This window comes from Sulfurimonas sp. RIFOXYD2_FULL_34_21 (assembly GCF_001830805.1).
Lineage (GTDB): Bacteria > Campylobacterota > Campylobacteria > Campylobacterales > Sulfurimonadaceae > Sulfurimonas.
On record NZ_MICH01000015.1, the window covers coordinates 147,952 to 173,187 of the forward strand.

Here is a 25,236-nt window from a genome sequence, read left to right on the forward strand (position 1 = left end):
TATACAAAATAGTCTTTAAAAGCTTGTTTAATAAGATATAATTCTCTCATTATTTATAGGAATTTAGATGAGATTTTTTTTTACGATTTTAATATTTTCAATAGTTTTTGCAGGATGCTCTAAGAAAAATGCTTTTAACGAATTTAAAATGGATAAAGTTCAAGAGCTAAGCATATCAAGTCTGCAAAGCAGTAAAATAGTATCTAAAGATGGTGAAGTTGAGGGTGTACTTTCAGCTATATATCTGAATGAGGTATATCCTGAGATATATAATCAAGAAGAGTACTTTTTTGTCTTTTTTTTTACGAAACAAGCAAGAGAGATATATGACCAAAGTAGCCCGTCTGATTTAGATTTAAAGCTAAAACTAAATTCAGAGCTACCTGCTAAAATTGAAAAACTTTCTAGTGAGAATAAGTTTTCTCACCTAGTGGATACAAAAAATAGTTGGAATAGATACTATCTCGTTACATTTAAACAAGCAGAGTCAATAAACCTTATTTTAGAAAACGATAATTTATCTTCGTCTGCATTAAAATATTTAAAAGATTAATAAAGAGCATGTAGAATTGAACCAAGCAGAACAGTTATAATTTGTAATCCAATTATAATTATTAGCGGTGCCAAATCTAAGCCATTAAAATTAGTTTTTATAAATTTTCTTACAAGTACATACGCAGGATTTGTAATTCTATATAAAAACTGAACTATAGGGTTATATGGGTCAGGATTAACAAAACTAAGAAGAGCTGTTATAATAACTACCCATATATAAATATTTATCAGTCCAAGAACGATTGAACCTACGCCTTGAACTATCTCTATAATAATGCTCATTTGACAATCTCTCCTATATAATTTTTAATATATTTGTAAATAACTGCAATATCTGGACCATGCTCCGCACCTGTGAGAAGAAGTCTTAATGGTTTGAAAAAGTTTTTTCCTTTAAGAGCTGATTCTTTCATTACATAGTTTTTAAAATCTTCATATTCTTCAAAGTAGGGCGCATTTTTAATAACTTTAATTATTGTATTTGCTGATTCTTTAAATTCATTAGGAATTTCTTTTTCAGAAAATATAGGTTTTATTTTTGATTTCAACTCTTTTGTAGTACTTACTTCTTCAAGATATACTTTTGCAAGTTCGCCTATCTCCTCATCTGCAAAACCTACATAGCGAGACAGTTCTTTGGAATCCAACATTTTAAGATGCTCTTTATTTATATGTTTTAACATGTTAATATCGAAACGAGCAGGGGATTTTGATATATTTTCTAAATTAAACCATTTAATAGCTTCTTTAATATCAAAAATCTCTTTTGGAGGCTTATTTCCCATTAATATTAAATAATTTGCAATTGCAGAAGGTAGATATCCCTCTTCCAAAAGCCATTTTACGCTAGAAGCATCGTCTCTTTTGCTCATTTTTTTACCATTATCATTTAATATAATAGGTAAATGTGCATACTCAATATTTTTAGTATATCCAAGTGAAGTTCTTATTAAAATCTGCTTAGGAGTGTTGCTTACATGGTCTTCGCCGCGGATTACCAATGAAATATCGCTAAGCATATCATCAACGGCACATGCAAAATTATATGTAGGCGTTTTATCCTGTCTCATAATAATAAAACTATCAATTTCATTAGGATCAAATTTAATTTCACCCTTAATATGATCTTTAACAACAATAGCTTCTAACGGTTTTCTAATTCTTACCGTAAATGGATTCATATTGTCTATTACAAGTTCACCAGGTAAGTTACTGCATGCATCATCGTATCTGTAAGCTGTTTTACTCTCTTTAGCTTCTTCTCTTTTTTTATCTAGCCATTCTGATGAACAAAAACAGCTAAATGCTTTTATCTCATGTAAAAGTTGAAGTGCCATTGCCGAGTGAAAACGTGCATTATGACTTTGATACATAACTTGAGAATATTCAATACCAAAAAGATCTAAGATTTCTAATATCTCTTTATCTTTGCCTTCGATATTTCTCTCTTTATCAGTATCTTCAATTCTGACAATAAGTTCTTCATTTTTTTGTTTTGATACAATATAGTTAAATAGGGCAACTCTTAGATTACCTATGTGCATATCACCGGTCGGACTAGGCGCAAATCTTAACATTAAAAATCCTAAAAATAATTTTTGAAATGTTAGCGTATTTTAGCTGAGGATATGTTTTACTTTTGATTGTTTTTTTAGAAGAAGTGGTGACCCCGAGGAGAATCGAACTCCTGTAACATGGATGAAAACCATGGATCCTGACCGCTAGACGACGGGGCCACTCTATAGCGTTTTTTCAGTATTAATTACTGAGCCGAAATTATATAGATTTATTTCTTAATAAATCATTAAATTACTTAAGGCTCAGCAAGAAATTTAATTATTCGTAAAAATTACGAAGCGCTCTAATAATTACTGCATTTTTTGAAATACTTTCAGCTTTAGCATTATCATTAACCACTTCATATATATCTAAAGGTAAAGAGATTGAAAATGTTTTTGTTTCTATTTTCTTCTTTTTATTTATCATAGATATAACACTTGTCAAAAGTTCAATGATTTTTCTCGTATCAATTGGCTTTTGAATGAAGCTATTTACTCCAACTTCAATAGATTCCGATATTTTGTCAATATCGTTACTTGCTGAAATTACGATAATAATTTGACTAGGATTTATTTCACGAATTTTACGTGAAAGTTCAATACCATCCATTCCCGCCATTATAATATCAACAAAAACAACATCTGGAACAGATTTGGAATATGCTTCCAACGCTTCTTTTCCGTTAAAACATGACTTTACGTCCGAGAAAAAGTTTTTAAAAGTTGAGCTTAAAAGCTCATTTGCTACTTTTTCATCCTCCACAACCATTGCCGATAATTTTTTTGTTTGTTGCGTTAATTGAACTAAATCTACATTAGACATAACAAAATCCTTTTTTTTTTAAATGTGACATAATTATACCAGATAATTTGGTAACAAATCAAACGGATTCTGATTAAATAAAACTAAATGAAAACAAATTACCACAAATAGGGCATAGTTAGGAGTATTTTTTAAATTTTTCCAACCATTCCAAATCTGATTCTTTGGAATACTCTTTTTGATTTAGAAGTGAATCTATTATGCTAATTAAAGTATTTTTGTCCATAAACTTTAATATGTCAGGATTAATATCTGTTTTATGAATTCCTTCATAAGTATTAAGTAAATTTTCTATATCTGCTACTAATTGCTCTTTTGTGCTCATTTTTTCTCTTTTTTAAAAGTTTAAATATTACAAATACATGTATTGGTTAACATAATGTAAATTCTCTTGAAAATTTTTTGTTGCAAACTCCCTATTTTAGGGCTTCATATTTTTTTTGGTTAACAAAACATATAAAAAACCGTTTAAGGTTAGCAAAAAAACACGCTCGAAACTTAAACGACAAATTTCCATATATCCCGCCATGAAAAACACGAGTTACCTCATGTGAAAATTCAAAAAAACAAGGCAAAAAATGGGATACTCAGTATCAATACCAAAAGTACTTTACAAAGACAAAAAACTCAAAGATTTTGACATCAGATTATATCTAATCATAGCTGAACATGTAAATGAACACGGATATAGCCGCATAACAAATGACACTCTTACACACTTAATTGATAAAAAAGAAACTGCTATAAGAGACGCTTTAAAAAATCTTGTAAAAGCCGGTTATCTACATGTCAAATTAAATGCAAAACAAAACGAGATGTATCCGCAAGATTTTAAGCGTGTTATCTGGCTTATCGACCCTTATAATACTTGGAGAAACAGACTCAAAAAAGAGCGTGAAAAAGAGCGTAAAAAGTCTATAGAGAATGATAAGAGATTGTTTATCGCTTGGTTAAGAGCAGATTGTAAAGGTATTCGTTTCCCTGTAAATATCGGCGGACTGACGCAAAACTACGCTATTGAGCTTTCAAATCATGGCAAGTACTTAATGTATCTATACCCGACTGGCGAAGAGCGTATTCAGTTAGAGCCTCATGAGAGTCAGGAGGTGTTTGACAGGATGTGGATGAGTCGGCAAATAATCTTTAAAGTTCTAAGAACTAAAGCTCAAAGCAAGACTTTAGACGAACTGACAAAATTAGCCAATGAGAAAAATGAAAATGACTAAAACCCCTATTTTAGATGGTTCTAGCCACTCCCCTACTCTACCATCAAGCGAAAAAAAAGCATCGGAAGATAAAAAAACCGATTGGTGTACGGGATTTCCCGAGTATTGGCTTCAATGGTATTTAGGTCGGTTTTATATACCGAAAATGAGAAAGATTTATATAGGCAACTGTTGTGAGAAGCATGATGAAAATTGCTCAACAAAAGCATTTATAAAGTGCTTGAAAAAACATAATATAGTCGGGAGATACTCTATAACATTGGTAGCTTCTACAGCGTGTTTATTTCGATACGGAAAGGTTTAAAATGTATAAAACGATAATACCGCTAGCAATGGCTTTAAGTTTTAGCGGATGTGCGATAAGCGGTGCAACCATAGTGAGTTCGATTGCAGTCGGTGCGGCGGTCGCGGAAGATGTAGGCGGAATACTCAAAACATACAAAGACACTAAAGAGTATTTGTTAAATGACAATAATAGTACAAAGGATAAGTGATGTTAAAAGCAAAAAGAGGCGATTTTATCAAAATAAATGTTTCAGAGAGAGCTAAAAAGTGGCTAGTTATCGGAGTAAATAAGCCGCTTCCATTTTTCAAGAACAGCGGAATCATTGAAGTTATAATTCAAGATAAAAAAGGTCAATTAAAGCGAATAACTATCGAGGATGTAAAAGAAATTTGCAAATAAACCGATAAGTTACTTTTACCTTTTAAAGGTTGTCGAAAGATGTAAAACAATCAAAAAAAATGTTTAAACGCATATTTAAAGGATTAACAAAATGACAAAAGAAAAAGATGAAGAGTTAGAACAACTCGAAGAAAAAAACGAAGTGGAATCTACTCCACCCGAAGAAAAAAATAGTGATGATGATATTGCAGATATCTTAACATCTAAAGAGCTTGAGAGAACAGTTAATAAACTCATAGACGAAAAGCTATCACTTGCAAGTGATGCGGAGGATGTTGCAGAAGAAATTCCACTTGAAGATGAAGAGGAAGATAAAAAAGGCTTTGGCATATTCCCGATTATCATTTTCGGAGTTCTTGCTTTAGGTGCTGCGACTCTTCTTTTAACCCAAAACCGCCCGCAAGCCGTCCAGAACGATATCACGGAGCAAAATCATGGGTAACGGTAGAGATAACGGAACGCTTAACGGGGCGGTTAACGAAACAGAATTGGATATTGACGGACAGTTCAATGATGGACAAGATAGCAGTAAATTAAATCGTAATCAGTTGATGGAGCTTACGGGCAAAGAGCTTGCAAAGATGGCACAGCCCTACTCCACAAAAACACTCAAGACTTTGGAAAAAACAGCTAAAGCGGAATTATGCGATTTGATTCTCGGTAAAGGTGTGACGGACCTGGAAGAAAAAGAGACACATGCGAGAGCTGCAAGAACGGAGAGTGAAACGGAGCAGTTTATCTCAACTGCTTTAATGATGCTATCTGCTATGAAACAAAACCGTGACGGAGAGCCTTTAAATGCAATGGCTAGTGAAGTTTTCAAAAAACAAGCGGTCGTATATGCGGACGATAAAGTAAAAAACGGTCAGATGGATATAAACAAGTCTTCTATCGCCCTGCTTTATATCTCGGGTGCTGCGCTTCTTTTTGACAGTCTTGTAGGTTTTAAAAATGCTCCCGGACTAATCCAAAAGCTAAAAAATAAATTTCTACATGTAAAAAAGAATAAAGCCGATGATTCAAAATAAAATATACTCGATAATCGGTCACAAAGGCTACGGTAAAACGAAGCTTACGGAGCTTTTAATATTGCTTAATAAAAAGCCGTGCATCATAGCAGACCCGCGTTATCAGTATGAGCCTAAAGAGTATCGCAGACACTTTAAAAATGTAGGACACTTTAGGAAGTATATTTTAAACTCCGGCAATCGCAAAGAGTTCTATCGTTGTAAACTGCAGCTTGTAGTCAACGGTCTTGATGAAGAGAGCTTTGAAGAGCTGGCGGCACTTGTTTATAAAATGAAAAAGATATCTTTCTTAGTTGATGAGATAGATATGTTTGCACCGCCTACAATGACACGAAAAGCTAGTTTTTATCAGATTATCCATTACGGTCGTCATAATGAGATTGATATATTTACGACCTCGAGGCGAAGTGCGAATATCTCAAGGAACTTGACAAGTCAAACTGATGTAGTTTTTTTCTCGAGAGTAAGAGAGCCAAACGATAAAAAATATATAGCTCAATACATCGGTAAAGAGTATGTACAAACGGCGGAAAACCTGCAAAAGTTTCATTTTCTGATGATAGATGAAGATTTTAAGCCCCATATTTTGGGAGTTTCAAGCAGAGTGGCTCATGTACTTTAGACCACAAAAAAGGAGGTTAAAAGAGAGATGAAATGAAAACAAAAACAATAGTTCAGGCAGTAATAATTAGTTTAATTTCCACATCTATTTGGGAAATTTTCATAAAACCAAAATTAAAGATATAAAATGAGTCCTAGTCTCTTAAAAAATAGGTTTCCAATGTGTGTAAAACAAATCAAAAAAGACGTTTAAAAGCACGTTTAAAGGATATATAAAATGCCAACAAAAACACAGTTAATGACAATCGGAATTGTATTTGTAGCCCTAACGGCTATCAACAGAGTGGACGCTTTAGAGCCTCTAAAAGACATGATTTACGGTTAAGGGTAAATTATGGCAAGAATTTCAGTAAGAATGCCCTCGCCGCAAGGTGTAGGAGCAGGACAAACGGCAACTTTCAAACTTCCTATCGGAAGACGATATCACGCTTTATATTTAACATACAGCGGTACTACATTTGCATTATTGCACATGAATGAAATCCGCGTAATCGTAAACGGTAAAGTTATACATAGATACAGCGGCGTCGAGTGTGATACCATGAATAAATTTGACGGTAGAGCAGCCGCGAACGGAACACTTACCATCCCGTTTGACAGATATAAATTAAAAACAGTTCCTGCAGAGATAGAGACGGCTCTTAACACGGGTTCTATCGACCCTAAAACAGGTGTTTCCATAACTTCCGTTACGGTTGAGATAGATATCGATGCATTGGCAGTCGCCCCGGTACTAAGTATGACTGCTTTGCAGAGTGATACACTAGTCGGCGGTGCAGGAACGATTTTACATCGTGGAAAGTTTAATTACTCCCCTACAGGTGCGGGAGAGTTTGCAATTTCCGACCTGCCTCGCGGAAACTCTACTTCCATGGCTCAAAACCGTATCGTATTTATTCCTGATGTAAACAGTATCTCTAAGGTTACGATTGAGCGTAACGGATACACAGTGTTTGAACGCTCAAAAGCTCTAAATGAGATGATACAGACTGACGGAGTTCGTAAACCTCAAAGCGGTTATATCGTAGTTGATAGAACCGAAGGCGGTTACGGAGGCGACCCTCTAAGTTTGCTACAGGTACACGATTTGAGATATAAACTTGAAATGACGGGTGCAAGCAATATCACGATTTTAACTGAAAATCTCGGACGATTAGGCGATTAATCGCCTAATTTCCAAAGGCTGAAATATGAGTAAAACAATAGAACAAACAGACGACGGCGGATTATTTGGCTTTCTTGATACTCTGTATGAAGATACGACGGGTCTTTTAAATCGTGTTGTAGATAAAATTCCCGACAGTGCGATATCCGACCTTTTTAATAAATACACGGCAAATACGCCCGAAAAGGTACAAGATACTACGGTTGCACCCAAAGACAGTGCTTTAAGCGGTACTGATTTTATAACAAATAATAAAGAGCTTGTTATAGGCGGTCTAGTCGGTGTCGTAGTTCTTGCTATTTTAGTTAAGAAGTTGTAACTATGCCTCTTTTATTAGCTTTAGGCACAGGTGCATTTGTAGGCGGCGGAACTGTTTTCGTGGCAAGCTCTGCAGCTTCTAGACTTGCTACATTGGCACTCGCGGGCGGTGCTATTTACTACATTTACAAAAAGGCTTAAGATGTTTACTTTTGGTGATTTAGCAGGCGGCGAAGGTGGAATAACTCCTGAATTTGGAGATGCAGAAAGTGCTGCAGGAAGTAGCTACAGCGGCGGAGGCGGTGTTACCACGGGAGATAAATATTTCGGTGGTAAAACTAATCCAAATGCAAAAGTGAGCGACCAGTTTTTAATCGGTGCATTAATAGCTGTATTGGCTCTTTATGTTGCATACGAGAAGCTTTAAATGTTTACGGAGATTAAAACGGTATCAAATGAAGTTAAATCAAAAATTGATTTAGCTTCACGCGGATATACGGACTTGATTGTAAGTGAGATTCAAAGCGGTATCTCTCAATTATGGAGATTAAAAGCACCCTACTCGGGATATCTAGTCACAAGGCTAGAAAATACCGAGTTGGTGCTAGTTATCGGGGTCGGGCGTGGACTTAGACCTGCGGTTAAATTTCTATGTGAGTTTTGTATTAACAATGATATCAGGTCAATACGAACACATGTTGTTAATAAAGGACTCGTAAGGATTTATGAGTCTTTAGGTTTTTTCGTTTACAAATTTGAAAACGATGAATATATATTAAAAAAGGAGTTCTAAAATGGGTGGAAAAAGTTCTAGTTCCAATGCAAGTACTACAAATAACACCACAAATGAGACTAATACAGATTTAAGCGACTACAGACAAGCTCAAGACGGCGGTATTATCGGCGGCAATATCAATCTTGATATAGGAGCAGGTGCAACATCACATGTAAGTGTTACGGATATGGGAGCAATTGATAAAGCCGGAGAGTTCAGTTCAACTGCTCTAACGGTTGCAGGAAAAATTACGACTGCAACTATTGATTCAGGTATGGACTTTATGGAAGATGCTCTGGAGGCAAACAATGATTTAGCTCAGACACTAAATAAACAGTCGCTTGACGCTATAGAAGATGTAGTAAGTGACAGCTTGGGTGTCGTAGATAGTACAGTAAATGAGAGTTTGGATTTTGCAGGAGATAGCTTTGACTCAAGTCTGAAAACTATCACGGAGATTGGAAACGGTGCTATGAAGTTTATTAATGCTTCAAATGAACAGGCAAATGCAAAAGTAAGCGAAGCTTTAGCCTTTGCAAACAGTTCTACACGCTCGGAAGCCAGTCAAGCACTCTCTCAGATATCGGACAATATGCTAAAAGCCGGTTATGCAATAAGTGCTGTAGTTGCACTATATTTATTGGCAAGAGGGGGAAAATAATATGAATGATTACAAAGCACGACTAGAGATTGGTCAAAAGGTTTCTTTTGATGTTCACGGAGACACATTTCATGTTATAACGGCCACTAGCCCGGTTTATATACAATTTAATGATGGTTCAATTATTACGCGCACGCAAGGCATGGGAGGTACTACAGAACAATTTACAAAAGTTACTCTTTATAGCGAAGTTGCTCAAGATGTGGTAATGTCCCTTGGTAAAGGCTCGGTATTTGATAGCAGGTCGAATATAAGCGGTGTCAATATTCAAACTTCTATCGAAGTAGCAAATGTTAACAAATCAAAACCACTCTTAGCAGTTGCACCGGGAACTACAGTTCTTGTATCTGCTGCAGATGCAACGAGAAAAGAGTTACGCATAGGTGTAAAAAGTGATAATTTAGACGGTATCTTTTTTGGAGACAACACAACTACAAGCGGAAATGAGGGTGCATGGATAGAAGTCGGAGGTGTAGAGTACATCACGACAGAGGGAGCAGTCCACGCTTATAATCCTCATCCAACAGAGACTATAACTCTAAATGTTTTAGAAGTTAAAAGAGTTGAATCATGAGTGTAGCAAGTACAAACTATTTTTATAAAATCAAAAATATATTAACAGCTCTATTGGGTAAAGCAGATGTTAATCATAATCACGATTCCGACTATCTTGCCGCAGATACAGACATATTAGTACAATCCGACCTAAAAACAATCAACAACGAAAATATTGCAGGCACAGGAAATATATCTTTAGCTACAGCAACACATACTCACGATACAAGGTACTATACTAAAGAACAAGTTGATGCTTTAACAGGTGGCGGTGCGCCAATTGGTAGTTGGGAAGTAATAGCAACTTCGAACATGTCCGGAATCCAAATACACGAGTTTACAGATGTAAATTATGATGAAATTAGACTACTTATTAGAGGTAAAACCTCTTCTTCCACGGATTACAATAAGCCAGATATATACGCAGGCGTGGATAGTTTAACATTGAAAAACTTTTCTTATGCACTACATGGTTATCTTGGTGGTAGTGTTACTCAAGGCGGACAAGATCAAAAGCAAAATATAGCTATGAGTGTAACACCTAACAGCAATGAAGCACAAAGCTATGATATATCTTTTAAAGATTTTTCAAAAGCTACACAAGCTACTTTCACAGGTCTGTTTACCGGCAGAACTAACGGATATAACTATTCTAGTATCGGGCATATAGGAGGTGTTCAAAATGACAGTGCTGCACTTGGATATATGAAAATAGACCTTGGAAGTACTTTATGGAGCGGGGAAATTACATTATTAGGAGTAAATTATGCTTAAAACAGTAAACGGCAAACAAGTCGAAATGACACAAAAAGAGATATTTAAGTTTAACGCTTCACTCCCGACAGCAGATGAAGTTTTTTTAAAAATAAAAAAAGAGAAATGCAAAGAGATTGACACGGCAACAGCTAAAGCTATAACGGATTTAGTCGGTAGTGACATAAATCAAAGAAACCTCACGGCTAAATCGGTGCAGCTGACACTAAAAGAGACTCGCGGAACTATCACGGAAGATGAAACCGTGCAGTTAAACACTCTTAATGATTTATTCGCTCAGGTTGAAACACTAAGAGTAACGGGCAACGATAAAGAAGCTCAAATCATGGCAACAGCTACACAAGAAGAGCTTGAGGCTAAATGTCTGGAGCTTGGAGTTTAACACTATGAAAAACAACATAATCATAGCAGCAGCTGTAATCACAGCTGCAACACTTTATTATAAAAGGAGTATCTTGTATTACGGATTAATTTCACAAAATGACATTTATAAGGCAGTCGATAGAGTTGTCGAGTGCTTAGGCGGAGGAGCAGCTGCTAAAATGTTGCTGCTTGAGACAAGTGCAGCAGAAACAGATATGGGAGATGCACACGACTTGACTTGGAACACCGGTATCGGACTGATGCAGTTTGACAAAATAGGCTTTGACGATGTAAAAATAAGAACTTCTCAAGCTAAAAAACAAAAAGTCAAAGAGTGCTTCGGCGTAGATATCGATAAAGTGATTCACACGGATTTACGCTGGTCTCCCCTGCTCTCTGTTATCTTTGCAAGATTGAAATACTTGCTAGTTCCAAATGCAATCCCAAACACTATAGGCGGTCGTGCCGAGTATTGGAAGAGATGGTATAACTCATCGCTCGGTAAAGGTACTCCCGAACACTATCTTGCAATGGCACAAAAAAACAATTTAATAGCATAAGGAGGCAATAAGTTGAATGAAGAAACAAACCTCTTGATATGGTTATCAAACAATTGGGAAGTCGTTTTTCTATATGGTCTAAAATATGTAAACGACATCAATAAAATATTAACCATACATGAGACAGAGATTAAAAATCTAAAAGACAATGTAAAGAAATAAATTTTTATAAGTATGCTAAAATTTTAAAAAAGGCGTACTTATGAAAAATCTACATGTAAAAATACTCTTCTTACTTTTACCGCTTGTAATCGTAATCTTGCTTGATTATATAAACGGCGGTATTACTTTTACATTGCAATAACTATGATATAATTTCAAAATATACGATAGTTAAAGGTTAGTTATGACAATTAATTTACATTATGATTCTCTTTTTCCGTCATTGTTTAAGACAACGCTGAACGCTTTTAAAGCAGGTGCAAAAGAGATAGGAAAATCCATATTAATGGATATGATTTTCGCATTCAAAAAAACAAACACCGACTTAAAAAAAATTTTGATAGAGATAGAAAAAAATCCAAATAAAGCTTTAGAACTTGACACGATAGAGTTCCATGATGATATGCTCAAACTTGAAGACATGTTAGAAGCTATTGTTAAGAACTCTACTAAACATAAAGAAGATTCAGAGGTCTTCATTGAACTCTATAGTATAGCCGATGAGCTTTATACAATCACTATAAAACTTGGCATGACCGTATCGACTACAGCAATAAAACTTAGACATGAGCTAGAGCGTGCAAGTTAAAGAAACAAGCAGATATACATCAAGTTTAAAAAAGTTTAAACGAGATAAACTACTTCTACAAAAGATAGAAAAAACGATACAAACTTTTATAGATGATGAAACACATGCCTCGATAAACTACAAAAAAATTAACTGTAAAAAAGACAAAGATAAATACTCAATACGAGTTATAGGAACACAATACAGAATTTTAATGACGGTATTAGAAAATACAGCATACTTTCAATGTGTGTGTTCTCACGATAGATATGATGCAACTATAAAGGACTGCTAATGAATAATATGACATTAATAGAAAAAAGGTTGTTTAATAATGCAACATTAAAAGAAAAAAGACTATATATGAAAGTTTCTCGTTTCCTATACTTGTTTAATGGTCTTTTTGTAAAACCTTTAAATAAAATTTCAAATATACTAAAGGAAACAGGCATGTTAGACTAATGACAAATTGTCATACAAAATCGCTTCCTGGGAAGAAAAAATATGACAAAACGCAAAATCAATATGACATTTTGCAATACTTCAAACCGCCCCGCCCCACTCTAAAAAACAACTCAAAATAAAGCCCTACAACACAAAAAAAACTCTAACCTAAACGAAGACCTTACTAAGTGTTAAAAAGCACAAAAAACCGTCTTAAAATGAGTCTGACAAGCTATTTAAAACTACAAAAGCCAGACAGAAAATCCACCAGACAATGTTAGAACGCTACCCTACAAGACAAAAATAGAGCCCCGACCTTAGGAGGGAATAGCGATAATCAGGAGCGTAGCGACCCATAGAGGCAACGAAGTTGCATCATTTCAGCGCCGCAGGCATCAAATCAAAAAGAAACATCGACCCCACGGGGCGATTTTCCTATTTGGCTATTGGCAAACCTTAAACGGTTTTTTTGAGCAAAAAAAAGTCACTCTATAAAAGCTTAGCTTTAAATATAAAAAGAGTAATAGGATAGACCCCTCGGAAATCCGATGGATACCCCTCGTTTTTCCGAGGGGTAATTTTTAGGTAAAATATGGCGTTTTAAGGCTCTAAACTTAAACGAAAAACCCCGAGGGTATATTTATTGCTAGTTTGAGTTTTAGAGCTGTATAATTGAGCTATGGAGGTGTAGCATGGGAAAGGAACTATTAACTAAAGAGGACTTGGCAAAAGTATCAGAGCATAGGTTTTATTTTAGAATGAGCTTAGAAGAGCGAATGAGAATAAGAGACAACATGAACAACTTAAAGTCAAAACACGAACTTAGTATGTCAGAAGTGTTACGAAAAGTAATGTTAGAATATATGAATGATGATGAATTTTTACGATTTATAGGACTTTTGGAACAGCCCACGGGCTAAATATGATACAATACGGAGATTTTTATTTTCTAGCCATTGGAGTGGCTAGAAGCTGAACAGTTGGAGCTGTTTAGCGAAGTAAAAAACAAGGCCTCACCAGCCAATTAAATTAATAAAAGGATAACTTTGTTTTTAAATTTACCTGTTGGGCAAATCTTGTGAACATTATATCACACTACCCTCTTATTTTATCCTTAAACTTAAACGCTAATTTGAAACTTAATGTAAATTCTCTTGAAAATATTTTTCGTTTCTATCTAACTAATCGACGGCGATTTAAATACTGCTTATTGTAAGCACTGCCTAATATTAAATAGTATATTGAGAATTACTATGTTCGCAATTATAGCAAAATAACGTTAATTTGGGAACTAGAAGACAGGTACAACTGTAAGCCGAGTTTTGTTTTGATAGCATTAATCTACTTTATTATTTACATAATAACTCTAGCGAAACAATAGCATTATAAGACGCTGACCATCTGTTTCTTGCTGCCATGTTGGGTTTACAAGCTCTCTATATTACTATAAAGACTGGTGGTCTCTTACACCGCCCTTTCACCTTTACCGCAAAGCGGCAGTCTGCTCTCTGTTGCACTTTCCCTCGTATTACTACGGCCATTAGTTAAATGGAACACTGTCTTATAGCAGCTCGGACTTTCCTCTTGAATATATCAAGTCACTATCTGTTGTACCTGCGTTATGATACAAAATCTTTCCTTTAAAGCTCTTTTTTTAACTAAAGAACACCTGTTCACTTTATAAAAACAGTATATGAACAAACGTTCTTTTTGTATAAGAGTAGATTAACAAATGTTCATATATAATTGTGCTTATATTAACGAATGTTCATACACATAAAAAAGGTTAAAAAATGCCAGAAAACAGGACTATTAAAAAGAAAATAGGCACAAAAGAAAATATTATAAAAGTATCATCTATTTTATTTTCTGAACATGGGTATAGAGGCACGAGTGTGCGAAAAATAGCTTCAGAAGTAGGAATAAGAGAGAGCGCTTTATATAATCATTTTAAGAATAAAGAAGAGATATTTATATCTGTTGCTAAAGAGATATTTACTACCCCTTTTTCTTCTGATGAAGCCAATATCAAAGAATCAGCATTAAGAGGAAAATCTTTTTTACAAAAATATACTATGCAGTATAAGCTTCTTACATTTGATAAAAAGAACGAAAATATGTTTAGGCTTTTAATGATAGAGCTTTTTCAAAATAAAGAGCTTAGAGAGCAGTTTATGAATGAATTTCATAATGATAATATTAAGACGCTATCAGAAGCATTTTTTATAATGATGCAAAACTCTTTAATTCGTTCAGCAGATCCAATGATGGTTGCTTATGAATTTATATCTACCCTATTCTATATAAGACTGCAAATTACACTTCTAAGATTTGATAGTAGTTCAACAACAAGTTTATCCACTCAATTTGAAAAGCATGTAGATTTTTTTTGGGAGAGTATAAAAGTTTGATATTAACAAGATAGATATTATTTAGTATTAGAGATGTTGACAAAAAAAAGACAACCTTTTTCAAGGTTGTCTTGACTTTATGTTAGTTTGCTGCCATAGCTTCTTTAGCATATTTTTCACCAAGTTCATATGCAAGTTTATTAGCTGCATGAACTTTCTCTGGTACTTTTGAAAGCATTGTGTCAATTAATGACTGCTTTGGCAATACATTTGTCATTGTGTTTGTAATTGCTAGTGCAACAACAGATTGAGTAATAACATTACCAACCTCTTCTTTCGCAATTGTAATAATAGGAATCTCATGGATAATCCATTTTTTACGATCTTCATCAGTTGGAGTAACTAGGTTTGGATCAACAACAATTATACCGCCTGGTTTAACACCATTTTTAAATTGTTGATAAGAAACATTTGCAACTGAAAGCATGAAATCGATTTCACCCTCATTTGCATATGGATAACGAATTTCATTGTCATCCAAAGTAATATCAACAACAGTTGGACCACCGCGTACTTGTGATGTATATGTAGCAGTTTTTAAACCGTGTCCACCGTCTTTGATTTTACATGCTGCCATAATCTCACCTGCAAGTAAAACACCTTGACCACCAACACCGGTAAATCTTAAAGAATTTCTCATATCAGGCTCCCTATATCTTTTTCACAAAATCAGCTTGTGTGATTTTACCACGTTTACCTTGAGCAGCTTTTATAACCTCTTCATACATATCAGTGTATTCAGGTTGCTCAACTTCTTTAAGTACACCCGTAGCAAGTTTATTCATCTGTTCTTCAGGTGGAAGTTCATCCCATTTCTTTTTAGGAACCGTAATACTGTCAATCCAGTTAAGATTTTCCATAGCATTAGCCATTTTATTTTTACGACCTAAATTAATATGACAGTTTGATAAAACTTCCATAAAGCTAAAGCCTTTATGGCTAAAACCTTTAACTAACATTTTTTCTAATTTTTTAGGATCAATAACTGCTTCACGAGATACAAACGTAGCACCTGCACCCATAGCTAAATTGCCCGCATTAAATGTTGGATCAATATTGCCGTTTTGAGCAGATACACACCACATACCTTGAGGGGTAGTAGGAGATATTTGTGAATTAGTAAGACCGTAAATAAAGTTATTAATAAGAATAAAGTTCAAATTTATATTACGACGACATGCATGAATCGTATGATTACCGCCTATTGCAAGGCTATCACCGTCTCCCGCAACAACAATTACATTGATTTTTGGATTAGCAAGCTTAATACCGGTTGCATAAGCCATCGTACGACCATGAGTAGTATGAACCGTATTACAATCAATGTATGAGCTAAAACGACCGGAACAACCAATACCTGAAACAACACAAACTTCAGTATTCATATCCCAACCCATTTTTTCAATAGCACGAATAGTTGCTTTTAAAATAACACCATCACCACAACCCCAACACCAAAGTGTCGGCATTTTATTTACACGTAAATATTTATCATAATTAAATGCCATTACATCATCTCCTTAACTTTTGCTACCATATCAGCAGGTGCTATAGGACGACCATTTGCTTTAAGTAGTGTAGTAAAATCATTTCTTTTGATAATTCTCTCAATTTCTTTAGAATATTGACCCATATTAAGTTCTGTAATAAAAATTTTATCTTTAAATTTTTCGCCAAGTTCTGCTATTCTTTTAGCTGGAGACGGCCACAACATAATTGGTCTAAACATACCTGCTTTTATTCCTTGTTCACGAAGTTTATTTACTGCCTCGTAAGCACCAAGTCCTATTGAACCATATGCAATAACGCAAACTTCTGCATCATCAAGCATGTACTCTTCATAATCAGGTAAATCATCAAGTCCATCATTCTCTGCCGCAACAACATTTATTTTACCGACAAGGCGCTCAATATTAAATTCACATTGAACAGCATCTTCAGTAGGGAAACCCTCATGTCCGTGGTGAAGACCTGTAATATGGTACTTATAGCCTTTAAACATTGGATTTAACACTGCAGGTTTGTTCATTGGAACATCATACGGCTTATAATCAGCTGGAGCACCGTCAAAAGTAGCACGATTAACAATACTAGCTTTAACCTCTTCTAAATCAGGAAGTACAGCTTTCCCATGCATATGTCCGATAGTTTCATCAAGAAGTACAAAAACAGGAGTCATGTATTTTTCTGCTAGATTAAACCCGCGAACTGTTTGTGTATAACACTCTGTCAAACTACCTGCACATAACGTAATAGATGCATAGTCTCCATGAGTAGGATATTGCGCTTGACCGATATCGGCTTGAGATACACGGGTAGGAAGACCGGTTGATGGGCCGCCACGCATTACATTTATAATTACTAGAGGAATCTCTGCAATAAATCCAAGTCCTATCTGTTCTGCTTTTAGTGAAATACCAGGTCCTGATGTTGCCGTAAAAGACTTAACACCTGTCATTGATGCACCAAGTGCAGCAGCAATACCGCCTATCTCGTCTTCCATTTGAATAAATTTTCCGCCAACTTCCGGTAAAAGGTCCGATGCAACGTGCATAACTTCAGATGATGGCGTGATTGGATATCCACTGAAGAACATTGCACCAGCATCAATAGCTGCTTCAGCAGCTAATTCATTACCGTTTCCGATTACTTCTCTTGCCATTACTTAACTCCTTTTTCAGCTAGTGACATGTAATTATTTGCTATTACCGCCACTTGTCTATCTTTTGATTCATCCGTTAGTTTTGCAAACTTGTACTCTTTTTTATCTGCAACATAAATTGCAAAATCAGGACATGATAGTTCACATTCACTACAACCGATGCATGACTCAGGATGCTCAACGGATATCATAGCACCAAGAGTAGATTTATTGTCATATCTCATTCCAAGTACACCGGCCGGACACACAGAAACACAAATATCACATGCTTTACAGTTATTTGTATTTACCCATACAGGTTGATTGCCTGGGTTTTCAGTTTTAAAAGTTCCCATTTATTCTCCTCATTTATTAAGTACTAAGCAAGCTTGCACTGTTTTTAACGCTAACTTTCTTAATTAACGCTAACTTATTTTTCATAAAATAGATTAACTAAGTTTAATTAATATTACTCCATATTGTGTTGATGACGCTTCATAAATAACACTAATGTTACATTATGAGGCTCGCACAAAAGCATATTTACTTAGCTAACGCCTCCGCTACTGCTTTACCGATATCCGCTGGACTTACTACAACTTTTACACCTGCAGCTTCAAGCGCTGCCATTTTTTCTGCCGCAGTACCTGCTCCACCTGAAACAATAGCTCCGGCATGACCCATTCTTTTACCTTTTGGAGCAGTCTGACCTGCAATAAAAGCAACAACAGGCTTAGTAATATGCTCTTTGATAAATGCCGCAGCTTGAATTTCAAGATCACCGCCAATTTCACCAATCATTACAATCGCATGTGTTTCAGGGTCAGCTTCAAAAAGAGGTAAGAGCTGTTTGTATGAAAGACCTATAATAGGGTCTCCGCCGATACCAACAGCAGTAGATATACCAAATCCCTCTTTACAAACTTGGTTGGCGCCTTCATAAGTTAGCGTACCGCTTTTTGAGATAAGACCGACATTTCCCTTTTTGAAAATCATCCCCGGCATGATTCCAATTTTACACTCTTCGGCAGTAATAATACCCGGACAGTTTGGTCCGATTGTTTTCATATTATGCTTAGTTGCATAAGCTTTAGCAGCTTGCATATCGCGAACAGGTGCGCCTTCAGTAATAATTACGGCAAGTTCGATTCCAGCATCCGCTGCTTCCATAACAGCGTCTGCAACAAATACAGGCGGAACAAATATCATAGAAACTGTAGCTCCAGTGGCTTGAACAGCCTCTTTTACAGTATTGAACACAGGTTTTCCTAAATGCTCACTTCCACCTTTATTTGGAGTTACGCCACCTACAATCTTAGTTCCGTAAGCTAAACACTGCTCAGCGTGAAATGAACCCTCTTTACCCGTAAAACCTTGAACTATTACTTTTGTATCTTTATTTACTAATATACTCATATAAATATCCTTTTTACTTAGCTTGTTTTGCAGCTGCAACTGCTTTTGCAGCGCCATCAGCCAAGTCCGTAGCTGCTATAACATTTGCAATATTTGCATTTCTTAGAATTTCTGCTGCTTCAGGAGCATTTGTTCCATCAAGACGAACAATAACAGGTACATGTACATCTACAAGTTTTGTAGCTTCTAAGATACCGTTCGCAATACGGTCACATCTAACAATACCACCAAAAATATTCACAAAAATAGCTTTTACTTTAGGATTTTTAAGAATTATCTCAAAACCTTTCGCAACGGTTTCAGCATTTGCTTTTCCGCCAACATCAAGGAAGTTTGCAGGAGTACCGCCCATGTAGTTGATTGTATCCATAGTTCCCATTGCAAGCCCTGCACCGTTAACCATACAACCGATTTCACCGTCTAGTGAAACATAAGAGAGCCCATGTTCCCCTGCTTCACGCTCATCCGCATCTTCTTCACTTATATCTCTCATTGCTTCAATATCAGGGTGACGCCCAAGTGCTGAATCATCAAATCCCATTTTTCCGTCAAGCGCTAAAAAGTCACCGCTTCCTGTTTTTACAAGAGGATTGATTTCTATCATTTCTGCATCATTTTCCATATATAATTTATATAGTTTTGAAGCAAAACTAATGAACTTTTTTTGCTCGGCAGGATCTGTTATGCCTAAACCAAACACAAGTTCTCTTCCATGAAAACCTTGAAAACCGATAGCCGGATCAACTGCTATTTTGATAATCTTCTCGGGAGAGTCGTGTGCTACGTCTTCAATTGCCATACCACCCTCTGTTGAAGCCATGATAACAGGCATCTCACGAGCACGGTCAAGAACAACACCAAGATATAGTTCATCTTTAATATCTGCACCGTCTTCTATATATAGTTTTTGAACTAATTTACCTTCAGGTCCAGTTTGGTGAGTAACTAAAGTCATTCCGAGAATTTCTTTTGAGAGCTTTTCTACCTCTTCAATTGAGCGAGCAAGCTTAACACCGCCGCCAAGACCACGACCGCCTGCATGTATTTGAGCTTTTACGACCCAGATAGGTCCGCCTAACTCTTTTGCATTAGCAACTGCCTGCTCTACGCTCTCGGCCATTAACCCTTTTGGTGTCGGTACGCCGTACTTAGCGAAAATTTGTTTTGCCTGATATTCATGTATATTCATCTATCTTCCTTCTTTTAAATTTACGCTCTTGGCGATATCATATCTTGAGGTATTACATATTTGTCGAACTCTTCAGCACTCAATAGACCAAGCTCAATTGCAGTGGCTTTTAATGTAGAGTTGTTTTTATGTGCTGTTTTAGCAATTTTTGCCGCATTTTCATATCCGATATACGGGTTAAGTGCAGTAACCAACATCAATGAGTTATTTAGATAAAAATCTATTTTATCTTCAACAGGTTCTATTCCTATAGCACAGTGGTCATTAAAAGAGATAATTGAATCTCCTAATAAACGACAAGACTGTAAAAAGTTATATGCTATTACAGGTTTAAAAACATTCAACTGAAAATTGCCTTGAGATGCAGCAAAGCCTATTGCTGCATCATTTCCCATAACTTGACATGTAACCATAGTTACTGCTTCAGATTGTGTAGGATTTACTTTACCTGGCATTATTGAAGAACCTGGCTCATTCTCAGGAATAGTAATCTCCCCTATTCCACAACGAGGTCCTGATGCTAGCCAGCGAACATCATTTGCTATTTTCATCATATCTGCAGATAATGCTTTTAATGCACCGTGAGCAAAAACAAGAGCATCATGAGATGTTAGAGCATGAAACTTATTTGGAGCAGTAACAAAATCATGTCCCGTAAGTTCAGTTAATTTGCGTGCTACTCTCTCTCCAAGTTCAGGATGAGCATTTAGCCCGGTTCCCACAGCTGTTCCGCCAAGTGCTAGTTCACGAACGGCTTCAAGAGAGTCTTTAGCCATTTTTTCACACTTGTTAAGCATCTCTACCCAGCCGCTAATCTCTTGACCTAAAGTCAAAGGTGTTGCATCTTGAAGGTGAGTACGTCCAATTTTTACAATAGAATCAAACTTTGCAGACTTCTCTATAAGAGTAGCTTTAAGTTTGGCAATTGCAGGCAAAACACGAGTCTCTACGGCAATGACAGAAGCTACATGTAAAGCAGTCGGATAAGTATCATTTGAAGATTGTGATTTATTTACGTCATCATTTGGATGAACAAGTTTTTCAACTCTAAAATCGCCGCCTAAAATCTCAGTTGCACGAGAAGCGAGAACCTCGTTGTTATTCATATTTGACTGTGTACCTGAACCGGTTTGCCAAACAACAAGCGGATAATTACCGTCAAGTTTGCCTGCTAACATGTCATCACAAGCTGACGCTATCGCATCTGCTTTTTTTGCATCTAATTTGCCTAAATCTTTGTTTACAAGTGCTACAGCCTTTTTTAGGTACGAGAAAGCTCTTGTTATCTCATAAGGCATTGTCTCTTCGCCTATAGCAAAATTTTCAATTGAACGTTGAGTTTGTGCAGCCCAATAAGCATCTAACGGAACTTTTATCTCGCCCATTGTGTCTTTTTCAATACGAGTACTCAAATTTATTCTCCTTTAAAAAAATTATTTTTATTTAATGTGTCAATTAAAGATTTAACTGAATCACAAGAGTTTTTAAACATCTCTTTTTCTATATCATTAAGCGTAACTTCAATTATCTTTTCCGCACCGTTTGCACCGAGCATCACAGGCACTCCGGAAACTATATCACTGTACCCAAATTCACCGTCTAAATAAACCGCACACGGATGAATTTGTTTAGTGTCTTTTAAAATTGCTTCAACCATTATAGTTGTAGATCTAGCAGGTGCATAATACGCTGAACCTGTTTTTAAATGACCGACAATTTCAGCTCCGCCGTTACGAGTACGAGTAACTATCTCATCAATTTCACTTGATGTTAAAACATCTGTAAGAGGTACGCCGGCAACCGTAGAATAGCGAGGAAGCGGAACCATATCGTCACCGTGTCCGCCCATAACCGAAGCACGTATTTGACCGCCTCCATAACCTAATTTTTCTTGAATGAAACTAGCCATTCTAGCGCTATCTAAAACCCCTGCCATACCAATAACACGGCTTCGCTCAAAACCGCTCTCTTTAAGGGCTACATAAGTCATAGCATCTAGCGGGTTTGAAACCATAATAATAATTGCATCCGGAGAGTATTTTGCAATACCGCCTATAACCTCTTTTGTTATTTTTGCATTAATCATAAGCAAATCATCACGACTCATACCCGGAAGTCTAGGGCTTCCTGCCGTTACGACGACAACATCACAATTAGTTAAATCAGACATATCCTCAGCAACACTAACTACCGTGTGACTTCTTACCGCAGAAGCAGCTTGACTCATATCAAGCGCTTTGCCTTTAGCAACATCTATCTTGTTATCACGAAGAATTATTTCATGACAAGAACCAAGCATCGCTAAAGAGTATGCTACCGTTGCACCGACATTTCCTGCACCGACTATCCCTACCCTTTTTCCTTGATTCATACACACTCCTTGAAATAAAATTATAATGTTCTATCCCCACACCCTTAACTGAATATACTAATAAAATTCAATTAAGAACACTTCAAAAACACTACATGTAAAGACATTTTTTGCCTTTTGTATAAAACCTAAATAGTTTCATATAAAAAGAAAAAACAAAGAGGAGAACTTCCTCTTTGAATATAATATTATATACTATCTATAATAGCATTTAACGTTGCTGATGGTCTCATTGCGGCTGATGCTTTTGCATCATCCGGATGGTAGTAACCACCGATATTTTGAGGTTTTCCTTCAACGGCAAGTAACTCTTCCATAATTTTTGCTTCATTTTCTACTAAAGCTTTTGCAACAGGAGCAAATTTAGCTGCAAGTGCCGCATCATCTTTTTGAGCTGCAAGAGCATTTGCCCAATATTGTGCTACAAAGAAATGAGAAGCTTTATTATCAGGCTCTCCCGCTTTTCTTCCCGGAGCTTTGTTATTATCCAAATAAGCTTGATTTGCAATATCCAGCGCATAAGTTACAACTTCAAGCTCTTTTGAACTATTTTTTTGTGCGATGAATCTCAAAGATTCTGCAAGTGCTAAAAATTCACCAAGTGAATCCCATCTTAAGTGTCCCTCTTCCAAAAATTGGTCAACATGCTTAGGAGCAGAACCGCCGGCACCTGTTTCAAACAGACCGCCACCTGCAAGCAACGGAACGATAGAAAGCATTTTTGCAGATGTTCCTAGCTCTAAAATAGGGAAAAGGTCAGTTAAATAATCTCTTAAAACATTTCCTGTAGCCGATATTGTGTCAAGACCAATTCTTACTCTTTTTAAGCTGTAAGCCATAGCTTTTTCAGGAGCCATTATCTCGATAGTTAAGCCGGATGTATCAAAATCTTTCAAATATTCATTAACTTTTTTAATCATGTTAGCATCATGAGCTCTTTTTTCATCTAGCCAAAATACAACAGGAGTATTTGTAAGTCTTGCTCTCTCAACAGCTAATCTAACCCAGTCTTTAATTGGGATATCTTTAGCACGAGACATTCTCCAAATATCGCCTTTTTCTACATTAAAGCTCATTAATTCAGAACCGTTCGTATCAAGAACTTTCACTACACCGTCTTCTGCGATTTCAAAAGTTGTCGGGTGAGAACCGTACTCTTCAGCTTTTTGTGCCATTAGTCCTACATTTGATACCGAACCCATAGTAGTTACGTCAAACTGACCATTTTTAACACAATCATCAACACACTCTTTGTACATTGTTGCATAACATCTATCAGGAATTACGGATACACACTCTTGAACTTCGCCTTTAGCATTCCACATTTTACCGCCATCTCTTACAACAACAGGCATAGAAGCATCAATAATTACATCATTGGAAGCGTGTAAGTTTGTAATACCTTTATCTGAGTCAACCATAGCGATATTAGGTTGTGTAGTATATACATCCATAATAGCTTTTTCAATTTCAGCTTTTTTATCAGCAGGTAATTTTTCTAATTTTTTGTATAAATCGCCAAGACCTAAATTTGAGTTATATCCAATTTCTTTAAAGTCTGCTGCATATTTTTCAAAAACATCTTTAAAAAACACTTCAACGGCATGACCAAACATAATAGGGTCAGAAACTTTCATCATTGTAGCTTTTAAGTGAATAGACCATAAAACGCCCTTCTCTTTTGCTTCAACAAGCGTTTCTTGCAGGAATTTTCTCAATGCTTTTGCAGACAGAAAAGTACCGTCTAAAACTTCTTTATCAACTGCTTTAATCTCTTTAAGAAGTTTGCCATTAAGCTCTATTCTTACTGCACCGTCCCCTGATTTTATTACAGACTGCTCGTTTTCATAAAAATCACCGCTACTCATGTGAGAAACATAAGTTTTAGAATTTTCAGAGAATGCTCTTAGTTTATGAGGATTTTTCTTTGCAAAATTTTTAACGGCAACAGCTGCACGTCTGTCTGAATTACCTTCACGAAGGACAGGATTAACCGCAGAACCCAAACATGTAGAATATTTCTCTTTTATAGCTTCTTCTTCAGCTGTTTTTGGAGATTCCGGAAAATCAGGAAGTTTATAACCTTGACTTTGAAGTTCTGCAATACACTCTTTTAATTGTGGAACCGAAGCTGAAATGTTTGGTAATTTTATAATATTTCCATCAACCTCTTGTACAACTCTACCTAAATATGCCAATTCATCTGCAATTTTTTGCTCATCTGTTAAATACTCAGGGAAAGTAGCTATAACTCTTCCCGCCAAAGAGATATCTCTAGTTTCTACATCTACTCCAGCTGCTTTAGTAAACGCATTTACTATCGGAAGAAGTGAGTATGTTGCCAAAGCCGGTGCTTCATCTATTTTTGACCAAATAATTTTTGACATCTTTTGTCCTTGGTTAGTGTTTTTTAATTTTTTTGCAAA

General features: G+C 36.0%; 37 protein-coding genes, 1 tRNA gene and 1 other RNA gene. 24 read left to right on the forward strand and 15 right to left on the reverse strand.

The features are described 5' to 3' along the window. The first annotated feature begins 67 nt into the window (after window positions 1-67). Complete coding sequence (locus tag A2530_RS10810) at window positions 68-553, forward strand: hypothetical protein (protein ID WP_294885367.1); 486 nt, start codon at window positions 68-70, stop codon at window positions 551-553. On the opposite strand, the gene A2530_RS10815 is transcribed toward A2530_RS10810, so the two are convergent. The 5 genes from A2530_RS10815 to A2530_RS10835 form a co-directional block, all read right to left on the reverse strand. Continuing rightward, window positions 550-837, reverse strand: a complete 288-nt coding sequence (locus A2530_RS10815; protein WP_294885366.1) for a YggT family protein — start codon at window positions 835-837, stop codon at window positions 550-552. The genes A2530_RS10810 and A2530_RS10815 overlap by 4 nt on opposite strands. After that, the gene (gene gltX, locus A2530_RS10820; RefSeq protein ID WP_294885365.1) at window positions 834-2,132 is read right to left on the reverse strand and encodes a glutamate--tRNA ligase; all 1,299 of its coding nucleotides are present in this window, start codon (window positions 2,130-2,132) and stop codon (window positions 834-836) included. Before gltX ends, A2530_RS10815 begins: the two co-directional genes overlap by 4 nt. A gap of 84 nt (window positions 2,133-2,216) precedes the next feature. Continuing rightward, window positions 2,217-2,291: transfer RNA gene (locus A2530_RS10825), tRNA-Glu, on the reverse strand. 100 nt (window positions 2,292-2,391) lie between these two features. Next, complete coding sequence (locus A2530_RS10830; RefSeq protein ID WP_294885364.1) at window positions 2,392-2,937, reverse strand: response regulator; 546 nt, start codon at window positions 2,935-2,937, stop codon at window positions 2,392-2,394. A gap of 118 nt (window positions 2,938-3,055) precedes the next feature. After that, window positions 3,056-3,262 (reverse strand): hypothetical protein, encoded by a 207-nt coding sequence (locus A2530_RS10835; RefSeq protein WP_294885363.1) that lies wholly within the window; start codon window positions 3,260-3,262, stop codon window positions 3,056-3,058. Between the two features lie 253 nt (window positions 3,263-3,515). Here A2530_RS10835 and A2530_RS10840 point away from each other — a divergent pair, with 253 nt between their 5' ends. The 22 genes from A2530_RS10840 to A2530_RS10945 all read left to right on the forward strand — a co-directional run bounded on the left by A2530_RS10840 (window position 3,516) and on the right by A2530_RS10945 (window position 13,702). Further along, window positions 3,516-4,163: a helix-turn-helix domain-containing protein gene (locus A2530_RS10840; protein WP_294885362.1), complete on the forward strand. Its 648-nt coding sequence runs from the start codon at window positions 3,516-3,518 to the stop codon at window positions 4,161-4,163. Further along, a complete protein-coding gene (locus A2530_RS10845) occupies window positions 4,150-4,467 on the forward strand; it encodes a hypothetical protein (RefSeq protein WP_294885361.1) in 318 nt (105 codons plus the stop codon). Before A2530_RS10840 ends, A2530_RS10845 begins: the two co-directional genes overlap by 14 nt. A 1-nt stretch (window position 4,468) precedes the next feature. Further along, window positions 4,469-4,657, forward strand: coding sequence for a hypothetical protein (locus A2530_RS10850; protein WP_294885360.1), 189 nt, complete (start codon window positions 4,469-4,471; stop codon window positions 4,655-4,657). Beyond that, window positions 4,657-4,848, forward strand: a complete 192-nt coding sequence (locus A2530_RS10855; RefSeq protein WP_294885359.1) for a hypothetical protein — start codon at window positions 4,657-4,659, stop codon at window positions 4,846-4,848. Before A2530_RS10850 ends, A2530_RS10855 begins: the two co-directional genes overlap by 1 nt. A 91-nt stretch (window positions 4,849-4,939) precedes the next feature. Then, complete coding sequence (locus A2530_RS10860; RefSeq protein ID WP_294885358.1) at window positions 4,940-5,290, forward strand: hypothetical protein; 351 nt, start codon at window positions 4,940-4,942, stop codon at window positions 5,288-5,290. Next, window positions 5,283-5,876 carry a hypothetical protein gene (locus A2530_RS10865; RefSeq protein ID WP_294885357.1) on the forward strand — a complete coding sequence of 198 codons (594 nt, stop codon included), beginning with the start codon at window positions 5,283-5,285 and terminating at the stop codon, window positions 5,874-5,876. The genes A2530_RS10860 and A2530_RS10865 overlap by 8 nt, the downstream gene beginning before the upstream one ends. Further along, entirely contained in the window at window positions 5,863-6,498 is a 636-nt protein-coding gene (locus tag A2530_RS10870; RefSeq protein ID WP_294885356.1) for a hypothetical protein, read from the forward strand. Before A2530_RS10865 ends, A2530_RS10870 begins: the two co-directional genes overlap by 14 nt. Window positions 6,499-6,831: 333 nt before the next feature. Continuing rightward, window positions 6,832-7,662 (forward strand): major capsid protein P2, encoded by an 831-nt coding sequence (locus tag A2530_RS10875; RefSeq protein ID WP_294885355.1) that lies wholly within the window; start codon window positions 6,832-6,834, stop codon window positions 7,660-7,662. Between the two features lie 25 nt (window positions 7,663-7,687). Next, window positions 7,688-7,981, forward strand: a complete 294-nt coding sequence (locus A2530_RS10880) for a hypothetical protein (RefSeq protein WP_294885354.1) — start codon at window positions 7,688-7,690, stop codon at window positions 7,979-7,981. A gap of 2 nt (window positions 7,982-7,983) precedes the next feature. Continuing rightward, window positions 7,984-8,121 carry a hypothetical protein gene (locus A2530_RS10885; RefSeq protein ID WP_294885353.1) on the forward strand — a complete coding sequence of 46 codons (138 nt, stop codon included), beginning with the start codon at window positions 7,984-7,986 and terminating at the stop codon, window positions 8,119-8,121. Between the two features lies 1 nt (window position 8,122). Beyond that, a complete protein-coding gene (locus A2530_RS10890; protein ID WP_294885352.1) occupies window positions 8,123-8,347 on the forward strand; it encodes a hypothetical protein in 225 nt (74 codons plus the stop codon). After that, window positions 8,348-8,713 (forward strand): hypothetical protein, encoded by a 366-nt coding sequence (locus A2530_RS10895; protein WP_294885351.1) that lies wholly within the window; start codon window positions 8,348-8,350, stop codon window positions 8,711-8,713. Between the two features lies 1 nt (window position 8,714). Next, a complete protein-coding gene (locus A2530_RS10900) occupies window positions 8,715-9,356 on the forward strand; it encodes a hypothetical protein (protein WP_294885350.1) in 642 nt (213 codons plus the stop codon). A gap of 1 nt (window position 9,357) precedes the next feature. Continuing rightward, entirely contained in the window at window positions 9,358-9,930 is a 573-nt protein-coding gene (locus tag A2530_RS10905) for a hypothetical protein (RefSeq protein ID WP_294885349.1), read from the forward strand. Then, window positions 9,927-10,685 (forward strand): hypothetical protein, encoded by a 759-nt coding sequence (locus A2530_RS10910; RefSeq protein WP_294885348.1) that lies wholly within the window; start codon window positions 9,927-9,929, stop codon window positions 10,683-10,685. The genes A2530_RS10905 and A2530_RS10910 overlap by 4 nt, the downstream gene beginning before the upstream one ends. Continuing rightward, window positions 10,678-11,067: a hypothetical protein gene (locus A2530_RS10915; RefSeq protein WP_294885347.1), complete on the forward strand. Its 390-nt coding sequence runs from the start codon at window positions 10,678-10,680 to the stop codon at window positions 11,065-11,067. Before A2530_RS10910 ends, A2530_RS10915 begins: the two co-directional genes overlap by 8 nt. Window positions 11,068-11,071: 4 nt before the next feature. After that, window positions 11,072-11,608 carry a hypothetical protein gene (locus A2530_RS10920; protein ID WP_294885346.1) on the forward strand — a complete coding sequence of 179 codons (537 nt, stop codon included), beginning with the start codon at window positions 11,072-11,074 and terminating at the stop codon, window positions 11,606-11,608. A gap of 12 nt (window positions 11,609-11,620) precedes the next feature. Then, window positions 11,621-11,770 (forward strand): hypothetical protein, encoded by a 150-nt coding sequence (locus tag A2530_RS10925; protein ID WP_294885345.1) that lies wholly within the window; start codon window positions 11,621-11,623, stop codon window positions 11,768-11,770. Window positions 11,771-11,954: 184 nt separating this feature from the next. Beyond that, entirely contained in the window at window positions 11,955-12,359 is a 405-nt protein-coding gene (locus A2530_RS10930) for a hypothetical protein (RefSeq protein ID WP_294885344.1), read from the forward strand. After that, window positions 12,349-12,633, forward strand: a complete 285-nt coding sequence (locus A2530_RS10935; protein WP_294885343.1) for a plasmid stabilization protein — start codon at window positions 12,349-12,351, stop codon at window positions 12,631-12,633. Before A2530_RS10930 ends, A2530_RS10935 begins: the two co-directional genes overlap by 11 nt. Continuing rightward, on the forward strand, window positions 12,633-12,800 hold the full coding sequence (locus A2530_RS10940) for a hypothetical protein (RefSeq protein ID WP_294885342.1): 168 nt from the start codon (window positions 12,633-12,635) through the stop codon (window positions 12,798-12,800). Before A2530_RS10935 ends, A2530_RS10940 begins: the two co-directional genes overlap by 1 nt. 674 nt (window positions 12,801-13,474) lie before the next feature. Next, a complete protein-coding gene (locus tag A2530_RS10945; RefSeq protein WP_294885341.1) occupies window positions 13,475-13,702 on the forward strand; it encodes a hypothetical protein in 228 nt (75 codons plus the stop codon). 375 nt (window positions 13,703-14,077) lie between these two features. On the opposite strand, the gene rnpB is transcribed toward A2530_RS10945, so the two are convergent. Beyond that, an RNA gene (gene rnpB / locus A2530_RS10950) (RNase P RNA component class A) lies at window positions 14,078-14,399 on the reverse strand. A gap of 176 nt (window positions 14,400-14,575) precedes the next feature. Between rnpB and A2530_RS10955 the strand changes: the two genes are divergently transcribed. After that, window positions 14,576-15,193: a TetR/AcrR family transcriptional regulator gene (locus A2530_RS10955; protein ID WP_294885340.1), complete on the forward strand. Its 618-nt coding sequence runs from the start codon at window positions 14,576-14,578 to the stop codon at window positions 15,191-15,193. An 82-nt stretch (window positions 15,194-15,275) separates the two neighbouring features. On the opposite strand, the gene A2530_RS10960 is transcribed toward A2530_RS10955, so the two are convergent. The 9 genes from A2530_RS10960 to A2530_RS11000 form a co-directional block, all read right to left on the reverse strand. Continuing rightward, window positions 15,276-15,833, reverse strand: coding sequence for a 2-oxoacid:acceptor oxidoreductase family protein (locus A2530_RS10960; RefSeq protein ID WP_294885339.1), 558 nt, complete (start codon window positions 15,831-15,833; stop codon window positions 15,276-15,278). A gap of 10 nt (window positions 15,834-15,843) precedes the next feature. Then, complete coding sequence (locus A2530_RS10965; protein WP_294885338.1) at window positions 15,844-16,701, reverse strand: 2-oxoglutarate ferredoxin oxidoreductase subunit beta; 858 nt, start codon at window positions 16,699-16,701, stop codon at window positions 15,844-15,846. Then, window positions 16,701-17,855, reverse strand: coding sequence for a 2-oxoglutarate synthase subunit alpha (locus A2530_RS10970; protein ID WP_294885337.1), 1,155 nt, complete (start codon window positions 17,853-17,855; stop codon window positions 16,701-16,703). The genes A2530_RS10965 and A2530_RS10970 overlap by 1 nt, the downstream gene beginning before the upstream one ends. Further along, window positions 17,855-18,190: a 4Fe-4S dicluster domain-containing protein gene (locus tag A2530_RS10975; RefSeq protein WP_294885336.1), complete on the reverse strand. Its 336-nt coding sequence runs from the start codon at window positions 18,188-18,190 to the stop codon at window positions 17,855-17,857. The genes A2530_RS10970 and A2530_RS10975 overlap by 1 nt, the downstream gene beginning before the upstream one ends. Window positions 18,191-18,377: 187 nt before the next feature. After that, complete coding sequence (gene sucD / locus A2530_RS10980) at window positions 18,378-19,250, reverse strand: succinate--CoA ligase subunit alpha (RefSeq protein ID WP_294885335.1); 873 nt, start codon at window positions 19,248-19,250, stop codon at window positions 18,378-18,380. A gap of 13 nt (window positions 19,251-19,263) precedes the next feature. Further along, window positions 19,264-20,439: an ADP-forming succinate--CoA ligase subunit beta gene (gene sucC, locus A2530_RS10985; RefSeq protein ID WP_294885334.1), complete on the reverse strand. Its 1,176-nt coding sequence runs from the start codon at window positions 20,437-20,439 to the stop codon at window positions 19,264-19,266. Between the two features lie 20 nt (window positions 20,440-20,459). Then, window positions 20,460-21,851, reverse strand: a complete 1,392-nt coding sequence (fumC, locus tag A2530_RS10990; protein ID WP_294885333.1) for a class II fumarate hydratase — start codon at window positions 21,849-21,851, stop codon at window positions 20,460-20,462. A gap of 2 nt (window positions 21,852-21,853) precedes the next feature. Continuing rightward, on the reverse strand, window positions 21,854-22,810 hold the full coding sequence (mdh, locus tag A2530_RS10995; protein ID WP_294885332.1) for a malate dehydrogenase: 957 nt from the start codon (window positions 22,808-22,810) through the stop codon (window positions 21,854-21,856). A gap of 188 nt (window positions 22,811-22,998) precedes the next feature. Continuing rightward, on the reverse strand, window positions 22,999-25,197 hold the full coding sequence (locus A2530_RS11000) for an NADP-dependent isocitrate dehydrogenase (RefSeq protein WP_294885331.1): 2,199 nt from the start codon (window positions 25,195-25,197) through the stop codon (window positions 22,999-23,001). Window positions 25,198-25,236 lie beyond the last annotated feature (39 nt).

What these genes read in the sequence shown, in the direction of transcription:
- sucC (WP_294885334.1), bottom strand. Translation starts at nt 20,439, where the DNA reads ATGAATATACATGAATATCAGGCAAAACAAATTTTCGCTAAGTACGGC.
- A2530_RS10945 (WP_294885341.1), top strand. Translation starts at nt 13,475, where the DNA reads ATGGGAAAGGAACTATTAACTAAAGAGGACTTGGCAAAAGTATCAGAG.
- A2530_RS10940 (WP_294885342.1), top strand. Translation starts at nt 12,633, where the DNA reads ATGAATAATATGACATTAATAGAAAAAAGGTTGTTTAATAATGCAACA.
- A2530_RS10835 (WP_294885363.1), bottom strand. Translation starts at nt 3,262, where the DNA reads ATGAGCACAAAAGAGCAATTAGTAGCAGATATAGAAAATTTACTTAAT.
- A2530_RS10920 (WP_294885346.1), top strand. Translation starts at nt 11,072, where the DNA reads ATGAAAAACAACATAATCATAGCAGCAGCTGTAATCACAGCTGCAACA.
- A2530_RS10960 (WP_294885339.1), bottom strand. Translation starts at nt 15,833, where the DNA reads ATGAGAAATTCTTTAAGATTTACCGGTGTTGGTGGTCAAGGTGTTTTA.
- A2530_RS10815 (WP_294885366.1), bottom strand. Translation starts at nt 837, where the DNA reads ATGAGCATTATTATAGAGATAGTTCAAGGCGTAGGTTCAATCGTTCTT.
- A2530_RS10930 (WP_294885344.1), top strand. Translation starts at nt 11,955, where the DNA reads ATGACAATTAATTTACATTATGATTCTCTTTTTCCGTCATTGTTTAAG.
- A2530_RS10885 (WP_294885353.1), top strand. Translation starts at nt 7,984, where the DNA reads ATGCCTCTTTTATTAGCTTTAGGCACAGGTGCATTTGTAGGCGGCGGA.
- A2530_RS10845 (WP_294885361.1), top strand. Translation starts at nt 4,150, where the DNA reads ATGAAAATGACTAAAACCCCTATTTTAGATGGTTCTAGCCACTCCCCT.
- A2530_RS10910 (WP_294885348.1), top strand. Translation starts at nt 9,927, where the DNA reads ATGAGTGTAGCAAGTACAAACTATTTTTATAAAATCAAAAATATATTA.
- A2530_RS10810 (WP_294885367.1), top strand. Translation starts at nt 68, where the DNA reads ATGAGATTTTTTTTTACGATTTTAATATTTTCAATAGTTTTTGCAGGA.
- A2530_RS10890 (WP_294885352.1), top strand. Translation starts at nt 8,123, where the DNA reads ATGTTTACTTTTGGTGATTTAGCAGGCGGCGAAGGTGGAATAACTCCT.
- A2530_RS10865 (WP_294885357.1), top strand. Translation starts at nt 5,283, where the DNA reads ATGGGTAACGGTAGAGATAACGGAACGCTTAACGGGGCGGTTAACGAA.
- mdh (WP_294885332.1), bottom strand. Translation starts at nt 22,810, where the DNA reads ATGAATCAAGGAAAAAGGGTAGGGATAGTCGGTGCAGGAAATGTCGGT.
- A2530_RS10860 (WP_294885358.1), top strand. Translation starts at nt 4,940, where the DNA reads ATGACAAAAGAAAAAGATGAAGAGTTAGAACAACTCGAAGAAAAAAAC.
- A2530_RS10895 (WP_294885351.1), top strand. Translation starts at nt 8,348, where the DNA reads ATGTTTACGGAGATTAAAACGGTATCAAATGAAGTTAAATCAAAAATT.
- A2530_RS10955 (WP_294885340.1), top strand. Translation starts at nt 14,576, where the DNA reads ATGCCAGAAAACAGGACTATTAAAAAGAAAATAGGCACAAAAGAAAAT.
- A2530_RS10850 (WP_294885360.1), top strand. Translation starts at nt 4,469, where the DNA reads ATGTATAAAACGATAATACCGCTAGCAATGGCTTTAAGTTTTAGCGGA.
- A2530_RS10965 (WP_294885338.1), bottom strand. Translation starts at nt 16,701, where the DNA reads ATGGCATTTAATTATGATAAATATTTACGTGTAAATAAAATGCCGACA.
- A2530_RS11000 (WP_294885331.1), bottom strand. Translation starts at nt 25,197, where the DNA reads ATGTCAAAAATTATTTGGTCAAAAATAGATGAAGCACCGGCTTTGGCA.
- A2530_RS10975 (WP_294885336.1), bottom strand. Translation starts at nt 18,190, where the DNA reads ATGGGAACTTTTAAAACTGAAAACCCAGGCAATCAACCTGTATGGGTA.
- A2530_RS10870 (WP_294885356.1), top strand. Translation starts at nt 5,863, where the DNA reads ATGATTCAAAATAAAATATACTCGATAATCGGTCACAAAGGCTACGGT.
- A2530_RS10905 (WP_294885349.1), top strand. Translation starts at nt 9,358, where the DNA reads ATGAATGATTACAAAGCACGACTAGAGATTGGTCAAAAGGTTTCTTTT.
- gltX (WP_294885365.1), bottom strand. Translation starts at nt 2,132, where the DNA reads ATGTTAAGATTTGCGCCTAGTCCGACCGGTGATATGCACATAGGTAAT.
- A2530_RS10875 (WP_294885355.1), top strand. Translation starts at nt 6,832, where the DNA reads ATGGCAAGAATTTCAGTAAGAATGCCCTCGCCGCAAGGTGTAGGAGCA.
- A2530_RS10915 (WP_294885347.1), top strand. Translation starts at nt 10,678, where the DNA reads ATGCTTAAAACAGTAAACGGCAAACAAGTCGAAATGACACAAAAAGAG.
- A2530_RS10855 (WP_294885359.1), top strand. Translation starts at nt 4,657, where the DNA reads ATGTTAAAAGCAAAAAGAGGCGATTTTATCAAAATAAATGTTTCAGAG.
- A2530_RS10830 (WP_294885364.1), bottom strand. Translation starts at nt 2,937, where the DNA reads ATGTCTAATGTAGATTTAGTTCAATTAACGCAACAAACAAAAAAATTA.
- A2530_RS10970 (WP_294885337.1), bottom strand. Translation starts at nt 17,855, where the DNA reads ATGGCAAGAGAAGTAATCGGAAACGGTAATGAATTAGCTGCTGAAGCA.
- A2530_RS10840 (WP_294885362.1), top strand. Translation starts at nt 3,516, where the DNA reads ATGGGATACTCAGTATCAATACCAAAAGTACTTTACAAAGACAAAAAA.
- A2530_RS10880 (WP_294885354.1), top strand. Translation starts at nt 7,688, where the DNA reads ATGAGTAAAACAATAGAACAAACAGACGACGGCGGATTATTTGGCTTT.
- sucD (WP_294885335.1), bottom strand. Translation starts at nt 19,250, where the DNA reads ATGAGTATATTAGTAAATAAAGATACAAAAGTAATAGTTCAAGGTTTT.
- A2530_RS10900 (WP_294885350.1), top strand. Translation starts at nt 8,715, where the DNA reads ATGGGTGGAAAAAGTTCTAGTTCCAATGCAAGTACTACAAATAACACC.